Origin of the sequence: Streptomyces sp. B5E4 (assembly GCF_039871555.1) — a bacterium.
Taxonomy (GTDB): domain Bacteria; phylum Actinomycetota; class Actinomycetes; order Streptomycetales; family Streptomycetaceae; genus Streptomyces.
In genome coordinates this window covers 65329-73593 of record NZ_JBDPMI010000037.1, presented here as the reverse complement: position 1 = coordinate 73593, position 8265 = coordinate 65329, and the positions used below count along the sequence as shown (strand labels likewise).

Here is an 8265-nt window from a genome sequence, read left to right as displayed (position 1 = left end):
TCGTGGGGCTGTGGGGTGTCGGGGTTGCCGGTGGGGGTGTTCGTGGGGTGGGCCGGGTGCGGGGCTGGGGTGTTGGAGCATTGCAGGGGGGCGGGCCCGGGCCGTGCGTAGGTGGGGGCGTCGTACGGGGTGGGCGTGACCGTCGTCCGCGGGGCGGACCCGCTTTGGGGGAGCGGTGTCGGGTTGTCGGTGCGGCGTCGGGTGGGCGTAGTTCGGCGTCGGCCGCCCGGCCGGTGGGTGCCTCGATGGGCGAAGTTCGGCTTCCGGGGCCTGGTTCGGGCCGGATGCGGGGCTGTTACCGCGAGTTACGGCCCAATCTCTCCGCTGGGGGGCGTTGCGCACGGTGGTGGCCGGGCTTCTGGGCGGCCAGGTGCGTGTCGATGGGCGAAAGTCGGCCCGCGAGGGCGGTTTGCCCCCATTCGCCAAGGCGGTGACCGTGAGTTCGTATCAGTGGCGTTCATTCGGAGGGGCCCGGGCGGCGGTTGGGGCGCCTGGGGTCTGGTGAGCGCCTGCGGGTGGGCGAAAGTCGAGCCTGGTGGGCGGTTTGGGTAGGTTTTGGGCTGGAGTTACTGCGAGTTTGTCTCTGCGGCACGCGTTCCGCGCGGTCTGGGGCGGCGAGTGGTGGGCTGTCGACGGGTGGTGAGCGTGAGTGGGCGAAAGTCGGCGCTGGAGAGCTGATTCAGCCTGGTTCGTCTGGTGTTACCGCGAGTGAGGGCGTGCAGATCAACAACACGCCGATTCCGGTTCTGTGACAGCGACTTGTGCTACGACCGGCTGGCCAGCAGCGACGTGGCATCCAGCAAGCACCGAGGTCGGCGCTACCGAGGCGTAAAGAAGCGTGTTGTTGATCTGCACGCCCTTACGCCCGTTCTTCTCCGCTGAGGCGGTGCGGGCGGGGTCGGCCGGGTGGGCATACGGCGGGTGGATGCGCGCGGTGTGGCGGGGTCGGCCTCCGGGCTCGGATCGGGGCAGGGCCGCCCGACACTGGGCTGGCGCCCCCGCCGCCCCGGGGCGCCCGCGATCGGGATAGGCCGGCCTCCGGCGCTCCGGTCCCCGTCCACCGGGGGCATCCGCGAGCGGGCCGATTCCTTGCTCCTCCCTGCCCGGTGCGGCGTCGGTCCGCGATCGGGCTGGTCAACTCGCGGCGTCCCGGTCCCCGTCCGCCGGGCTTCGCTTCCGTAGTGCCAGTTCGAGGGTGCCCGCTCCCTCCGGGCCACCCATAGCCGCCGGTCTTTCGGGCCGGAGTCCGGTGTCAAGGGTGGGGCGAAGCCCCATCGCGCAGCGACGCTCCCGCAGCGAAGCGGAGGGAGCGCCCTTGACGGCGGGCGGAGGCCCGCATCATCAGGAGTGGGGTGGCCCGGGGGGAGCCCACGCGACGCCCTTCTCCCTTCGCCGCTCCCCCGTACACCGGCACACCCCACGCACCACGGCCCGCCCCGATGCCGCACCCCCGTACCTGCCCCCGCACACGTCAGGCCAGCTCACAGCGCCGGCGCTCCCCACGCTGTCAGACCAGCCGCATACCCTTGGGCGGGTGTGAGGGGACGTGCGGCGGACGTGAGACACGAGCGGACGTGAGACACGAGCGGACGTGAGCCCTCATCCGCCACCACGAACGCGAGCCGCCGGCGAAGCCGTGTGGGCCCGGGCGCCCAGCCGGATTGAAGCCCCGACGGACTCACACCCCGAAGAAGCGACCTTCAGAGGGGGCGACGCCCCGGGCGACCGGTGCCCCAGGTGCCGGCGCCCTGAGAGACCGACGCCTCAAGGCGACCGCTTATCCACCCGCCTTCACCGTCACTTCCTTCGTGAACGGTCCCCACTTCCCGTCCGGCAGCTTCGCCCGCACCTTCACCGCGTACGTCGCCTTCCCCGTCTTCTCCAGCGGCAGGCTGATCCGCCCCGTGTCCTTCGGCGCCGACTCGCCCAGTACCAGCTTCGAGCCGAACTTCCCGTCCAGGTACACCTCGTACTCCGTGATGTCCCCGCCCGCCTTCGGCGCGTTCCACACCAGGTCGAGGTTCCACGCGCCGGCGTCCTGGCGGGCCGTCGCCTGGAGGTCCGTCGGGACCTCCGCGCCCGCCTTGCCGCCCGGTTCCGGATCCGTCGTGACGCTCGCCGACGGGCTGGCCGGGCCGGAGTTGTCGGCGGCGTCGCGGGCCTTGACCGTGAAGGTGTAGTGGGTGCCGGGACGGAGGGTGGTGACCGCGGCGGTGGTTTCCGCGCCGCCGACGCTGTGGATCTTGGTGCCCTCCTGGTAGATGTCGTAGGACGTGACTTCCTTGTCGTCCTCCGACTTCGTCCAGGTCAGCGTCGCCGAACGCGGGCCGTCCGCCCGTGCCTTGAGGCTCGCCGGCCGCGTGGGCGGCGTGGTGTCGTCGGCGTCCGCCGACGGGGTCGTGACCGCTGCGGCCTGGCCGGGGCCGGAGAGTTTGCCGTCGGCGTCCCGTGCGCGTACGGAGAAGGTGTACGAGGACGACGGCTTGAGGCCGGTGACGTCGATCATGTGCTTCTCGGCCGGGACGTTCTGGATCTTCTTGCCGTTGCGATACACCTCGTACCGCCGTACGTTCTCCGCCTCCGCCGCCTTGTTCCACATGACGTGCACCGACGTGGACGTGCTCGTGTAGACGGTGACGCCGGTCGGCACGGTGGGCGTCTCGGGTGGTTCGGCGGCGGCGCCGTCGTCCGAGCCGCAGGAGGTCACGGTCAGGGCCAGGAGGCAGGCGGCGGTGGTGCTCAGCGCGGCGAGCGTGGGGGTGGGCCTCACAGGGACGCCTCTCATCGTGCGAGCAAAGGTCCAGACCTTTTTCGCACACTCACCGCGTACATTTCAAGACGCCGGCAGCGCCCCGCAGTTCAGTCCTTCTTGCCGTCCCTGTCGCCGTCCCTGTCGACGCCCGCCCGCAGCAGTGCCGTGAGGTGAGCCGCCGCCGTCGACAGGTGGCGGCGGGCCCCGCGGAGCTGGTCCGGCGAGACGCCGTTGTCGCGGGCGGCGTCGCGGACGTCGTCGCGGAACCGGTCGAGCAGGCGCTCCAGTTCGCGGGCCAGCTCGGCGGGGGTGGCGTCCTGCGGGGTGTCCTCCTCGGCCCACTCCGGGGTGTCGGCGGGGTCCGGCTTGACGTACGACGGCCAGGGTGTCCTGATGCCGCCCACGCCGGTGGTTCCCGTGGCGGTGGGCATCCCGCCGTGGGGCGGGGTGGGGGCCGCCGCGTCCGCGATCCTGTCGGACGGCGTGGTGGGCTCGGGTCCGGTGCCGGAGTCCCCGCCCGCGCGGGGCCGGTTACCCGACTTGGTACCCGCGTCCGTCCATGTACCGCTCTCCGCCTCCGTCTCCGTGCCGCGGCCGCCGAAGCCGCCCAGGTTGCCCAACTCCCGTGTCAGCTCCGCCAGGCCGTCCATCAAGCCGCCCTGCCAGTCGCCCGTACGGACCCTCGTCTGCACCTGCTCCTGCACCTGCCGCGCGATCCGCTCCGCCTCGCTGCGCACCCGCTCCTGCGTCTCACGCGCGTGCTTGCGCGCCTGCTCCGCGTCCTGCCGGGCCCGCCGCGTCTCGTCCTTCGCGCGCCTCGCCTGCTCCTTGAACTCCTGCTTCGCCCGCTTGAACTCCTCCTTCGCCTGCCGCCACGACTCCTTCTCGCCCGCGTTCGCGCCGCCCGACGTCCGGGCCTCCTTGGCGGCCTGGCGCATCTCGCGGCGCAGGTCGCTGGCCGTGCCGCTGACGTCGGCCTGGATCTCGGCGGCCAGTTCGGCGACGGAATCGCGGATCTCCAGCTCCAGCTCGGCCAGTTCCGCCTGGCGGGCGGCGAGTTCGGCGCGGCCCGCCTCGGTGATCGCGTAGACCTTCCGGCCGCCCTCGGAGGTGTGCGTGACCAGGCCCTCGGTCTCCAGCTTGGCGAGCCGGGGGTAGACGGTGCCGGCGGAGGGGGCGTACAGGCCCTGGAAGCGTTCTTCGAGGAGGCGGATCACCTCGTAGCCGTGGCGGGGGGCCTCGTCGAGCAGCTTCAGCAGGTAGAGCCGGAGGCGGCCGTGGGCGAAGACGGGAGGCATGTCAGAGCACCTTCTTGTCGGCCGGACCGGCGGAGTCGGCCGGACCTGTCGCGTCGTCCGGGCCCGCCGAGCCCGCCGGGCCGGCGCCCGGCGGCGCGTCCTCCGGTTCGTCGTCGACCCCCTCCGGGCGGCAGAGCAGGGCGAGGGCGCCCGAGACGGTGGTCGCCTTCAGCGAGCCCTTGCCCGTTCCCAGGCGGCCGTCGACGGACTTCGCGCCCCACTGGCCGCTGACGTCCAGCGCCGGGAAGGCGTTGGAGACCGCGCCGCTCGTCGTGCTCGCGTGCACCTCGACGTCGGGCTCCTCGGGGAGCCGTATGGCGATCTCGCCGGAGACCGTGTTGACCCGGACGTCCGCGGCGCGGGCGGCGGGGGAGAGGTCGATGACCATGTCGCCGCTGACGGTGTCGGCCTGGACGCGGCCGCCGGCGCCGTCGATGAGGGTGAGCGGCCCGGAGACGGAGTTGTAGCGCAGGTCGCCTTCGAGGGCCTGGGCCTCCAGCTCCCCCGAGACCGTGTCGGCGCGGACCGGGCCGGAGAGGCCGACGAGGGTGGCGCCGCCGCTGACGCCGCGTACGTCCGTACGGCCCGCGATACCGGAGACGACGGCGTCGGCGCCGACGACGCCCACCTCGACGCGGGCGGCGGCGGGCACGGCGAGGGAGACGACGACGCGGCGGCGCCAGCCCTTGCGGTCGAGCCACTTCAGGAAGCCGCGCCAGGGCAGGTCCTCGTACGCGACCGTCAGCTCGCCGTTCTCCAGGGAGACGCGCAGCGGCGGGCCCTCGATCTCGCTGACCTCCAGGCGGGCCGCGCCCGGCCGGCCGGCGTCGTCGTGGGTACCGACGACGTGCACGGCTCCGTTGACGATACGCACCTTCAGGGCCGTGACCGGCTCCTCGAAGGCGAGGGTCTGGGGATCGGCCACAAGCTGCACCGACATCCACGGCCTCCTGACTCGGGCTCTGGCGAGCGCTCACACCTAACGCAACATATCGCGTCTCTGCCAAGACACGATATATCGCGGTGCCGGGAAGTCAAGCGTGAACCCCGGGGGCTACTCCTCGTCCTCGTCCTCGTCGTCGAGGCGGGCGAGCCAGGTGGCCAGGCGTTCGACCGGGACCTCGAACTCCGGGTTCAGGTCCACGAACGTGCGCAACTGCTCGGCGAGCCACTCGAAGGTGACCTCCTCCTCGCCGCGCCGCTTCGCCAGCTCCTCGATGCCGCGGTCGGTGAAGTACATGGTGGGTGCTCCGGAAGGGGGGAAGGTGACCGGTTCAGTATCGCTCACCACGGAGGATGACCGGCGTACGGCCGCGGGTACCGTCGCGGGGCGGCGGTCGGCGGACTAATGTCGGTGCATTGGGCACCGAGCGTAGTCGGGGGAACCGGATGAGCAGCAACCTGCCGCAGCGCGTGACTCTGCCGGACGGCACCGAGGTGTGGGTCCGGGCGTCGCCGCTCGACGAGCGGGTCGCGGCGCAGACACGGGCGGGGGTTCCGGCGCCCGGCGGTGCCCGCGAGCGTGTCGGGCTGGACGTCGACCCGGACGCGGAGGCAGACCTCGGCATCGACGCCGACGACGACCTGCAGGACGTCGCCGACTGGGGCCGGTTGACCGCCCGGCTCGCCGGGCTCACGCCCCTCGTCGGCGGAGTGGCCGCTTCCGTACGGGCCGCGACCGCGGCCGCCGCGCCGCACGAGGTGAGCGTGACCTTCGGCGTCGAGATCTCCGCGGGGACGGGCAAGGCGATCGCGCTGCTCGCCGACGCCAACACCACGGCCCAGCTGTCGGTCACGCTGACCTGGCAGCCCGGTTCCCGCCCGGCCGACCCCGCCGGGGCCGCGTCCCCCACCGCATCGGCTACGGCGCCCGATACGGCTGCATCTGGTGCATCCGGCACGTCTTCCACGGCGTCTGCACCGGTATGAGGGTTCCGAACGAGGGCGGCGAGGCCGCGGACTACGCGCGTTACCAGCTCTGCAAACTGGCCGCCGCGGCGACCGTCGACATCCGGGCGGCGCCCGGGTCGGAGGACGGGTCGCTGTGGGGCAGCGGGTTCCTCGTCGCGCCGGAGTGGGTGCTGACCTGCGCGCACGTCTTCGTCCACCCCGACGGCTGGCGGCGCGGTACGGCGCCGGGCGAGCTGATCGGCGTGGTCGTGGGCGGGCGTACGGTGCCGGGCCGGGTGGAGTACAGCATGCCGTCGCCGGACAGCACGGCCGCGCGGATGGGCCGCGATCCGGAGGTACGGGACGAGGCGTTCGCCGAAGCGGTGATGCGGGTGGGGCCGGATCTGGCCCTGGTACGGCTGCTGCCGGTGCGGGCCGACGGGGCGGGCGCGGGTATGGGCGCGCCCGGCGGCGAGGCGCGCTACGGGCTCCCGTACGCGGCCCTGTTCGGTGCCCAGACGGGTGTCCAGCCCGGCGCGCAGTCCGGGGCCGAGCGCGGGCACCCCGCCAAGCCCCCGGCGGGCAGCGAACCCGTCTGGCTCGGCGACCGCTACGACGACTTCCTCGACCAGGCCGTCCTCCTCAGCGCCCACGGGCGCGCCGGCGCCGGGAGCGCCGACGGGGCCGACGCGGCGCTGCTCAGCGCCGAGTTCGCCGGGCGCAACGGGCAGCAGATCCTGCTCGGCACCCCCACCCCCATCCGCAAGGGCGCCTCCGGCGGGCCCGTTCTGCACCTCGGCCGCGGCGAGGTGGTCGGCGTCGTCAAGGCCCGCTACCGCAGCGGCACCGGCGGCGGCACCGCCGTGTCCCTCGACGAACTGCACGCGCTCTCACCCGAACACCTGCTGCCCGGCGCGACGGGCCTGGGCCCCGAGCCGTACCGCGAGCTGATGCGGCTGCACGACGCCTGGCACTGGCACCGCCACCACGGCATCGACGACGAACGCACCTCCTGGACCGACCTGCAGCGCGCGCTGGGCCCGGCGCGGTTCGGCGCCTGGGGCGCGCTCGACCGGCTGAGCGCGCTGTGGCGGCTCGCCGATCTGCCCGCGCCGCGCGACCCGGAGGTCGTCGAGCGGCTGGTGCACCAGGTGCTCGACATCCAGGGCCGCCCCCTGGGCGCCCGGCGGCTGCGCGACTGGCGTGACGGCCACGGGCTCCTGCACCGGCAGGCCGCGCCGGAGCGCGCGCTGCGCGACATGCTGCTGTACCTGAAGCTCGTGGCCCGCGAGGCCGCCGCGGACATCGGCGCGGGATCCGGCGCGGGGGAGGGCCCGGGGGCGCGCGCCGCCGTCGAATCCCTCGAAGCGTGGGTGGCGGAGCGCGCGGGCGAGCTGCCGCCGCGGCAGCGGCAGGAGATCCGCGCGGTACGGCGCGCGCCGGTGAGCGTCCTCGTCACGTTCGACAAGCTGCCGTTCCTCGACCCCGCCGCCGGGTCCGTGCCCCGCTACAACTGGACCGTGCGGCGCGGCTACGGCAAGGGGGAGTGGGAGCACGTCGCGCTCGACCAGTCGTACGCCGGCGGGTCGTTCGAGGAGGCGGAGTCGCAGGTGCTGCAGGCGCTGGCGCCGCAGTTGCTCGGTGCCGACGCGGAGGCGCAGACGCGGGTGCGGCTGGAGGTGGCGCTGCCGGAGGAGCGGCAGGCGCAGCCCACGTACCGCTGGGAGCTGCCGGCCTCCGGCCGGGCGACCGCGGCCCGGCCGCCGGCGGGCACGGTGCGGGCGGTGGTGCACCGGGACGCGGCGCGCGCCGGGCCGGAGCCGGAGCCGCTGTGGCGCGACCGGTGGCGGCGGATGAGCCGGGCGCCGCGGCAGCGGCTGGTACGGGCCGGGCCGCCGGGCTGGGGGCGCGGGGCGGGCGACGGCGGGGTGCCGGTGTTCTGTCACGCGCTGGGCGAGGGCAGCGGGCGGGCGGCGGTCGTGGGGCAGTTGCTGGACGAGGGCACGGCGGTGGCGCTGTGGCGCGCGGGGGGCCACGAGGGCCAGGAGTGCGGCGCGGAGTGCGCGGCGTACCACGAGGAGCTGGCGGCGCTGCTGACGGACGGTGCGGGAACGGTCCTGCGCGATCTGCCGGAGCGGCTGCACGAGGTGCGCCGGGAGGCGCTGGAGTCCGGGCGGGGGTGCGCGGCGGACGTGATCCTTTTCTACGACGACGCGGACGACGCGATCGGGGCCGGGGGTTGAGCCACCGGGCGGCGGATGGCGCGGGCGGTGCGCGGGTGCGGTGAGCGGGGTGGAAGTTCGGGCGTGGCAGGCGGCTGACGCC

6 protein-coding genes are annotated in these 8265 nt (G+C 74.1%); 2 read left to right on the top strand and 4 right to left on the bottom strand.

Features of this window, described 5'->3' with window-relative positions; all coding sequences use genetic code 11:
• Nucleotides 1–1777: 1777 nt before the first annotated feature.
• The 4 genes from ABGA99_RS32430 to ABGA99_RS32415 form a co-directional block, all read right to left on the bottom strand.
• On the bottom strand, nucleotides 1778–2770 hold the full coding sequence (locus tag ABGA99_RS32430) for a fibronectin type III domain-containing protein (RefSeq protein WP_347584042.1): 993 nt from the start codon (nucleotides 2768–2770) through the stop codon (nucleotides 1778–1780).
• A gap of 89 nt (nucleotides 2771–2859) precedes the next feature.
• Entirely contained in the window at nucleotides 2860–4050 is a 1191-nt protein-coding gene (locus tag ABGA99_RS32425) for a helix-turn-helix transcriptional regulator (RefSeq protein WP_347584041.1), read from the bottom strand.
• Nucleotide 4051: 1 nt separating this feature from the next.
• The gene (locus ABGA99_RS32420; RefSeq protein ID WP_347584040.1) at nucleotides 4052–4990 is read right to left on the bottom strand and encodes a DUF4097 family beta strand repeat-containing protein; all 939 of its coding nucleotides are present in this window, start codon (nucleotides 4988–4990) and stop codon (nucleotides 4052–4054) included.
• 114 nt (nucleotides 4991–5104) lie between these two features.
• Nucleotides 5105–5290, bottom strand: a complete 186-nt coding sequence (locus ABGA99_RS32415; RefSeq protein ID WP_347580310.1) for a DUF6104 family protein — start codon at nucleotides 5288–5290, stop codon at nucleotides 5105–5107.
• 149 nt (nucleotides 5291–5439) lie between these two features.
• Here ABGA99_RS32415 and ABGA99_RS32410 point away from each other — a divergent pair, with 149 nt between their 5' ends.
• Both ABGA99_RS32410 and ABGA99_RS32405 read left to right on the top strand, forming a co-directional pair.
• Nucleotides 5440–5979: a CU044_2847 family protein gene (locus tag ABGA99_RS32410; protein ID WP_347584039.1), complete on the top strand. Its 540-nt coding sequence runs from the start codon at nucleotides 5440–5442 to the stop codon at nucleotides 5977–5979.
• Nucleotides 5976–8183 carry a trypsin-like peptidase domain-containing protein gene (locus ABGA99_RS32405; RefSeq protein ID WP_347584038.1) on the top strand — a complete coding sequence of 736 codons (2208 nt, stop codon included), beginning with the start codon at nucleotides 5976–5978 and terminating at the stop codon, nucleotides 8181–8183. Before ABGA99_RS32410 ends, ABGA99_RS32405 begins: the two co-directional genes overlap by 4 nt.
• Nucleotides 8184–8265 lie beyond the last annotated feature (82 nt).

Coding starts and splice junctions, on each gene's coding strand:
- ABGA99_RS32425 (WP_347584041.1), bottom strand. CDS start 4,050: ATGCCTCCCGTCTTCGCCCACGGCCGCCTCCGGCTCTACCTGCTGAAG.
- ABGA99_RS32420 (WP_347584040.1), bottom strand. CDS start 4,990: ATGTCGGTGCAGCTTGTGGCCGATCCCCAGACCCTCGCCTTCGAGGAG.
- ABGA99_RS32415 (WP_347580310.1), bottom strand. CDS start 5,290: ATGTACTTCACCGACCGCGGCATCGAGGAGCTGGCGAAGCGGCGCGGC.
- ABGA99_RS32410 (WP_347584039.1), top strand. CDS start 5,440: ATGAGCAGCAACCTGCCGCAGCGCGTGACTCTGCCGGACGGCACCGAG.
- ABGA99_RS32405 (WP_347584038.1), top strand. CDS start 5,976: ATGAGGGTTCCGAACGAGGGCGGCGAGGCCGCGGACTACGCGCGTTAC.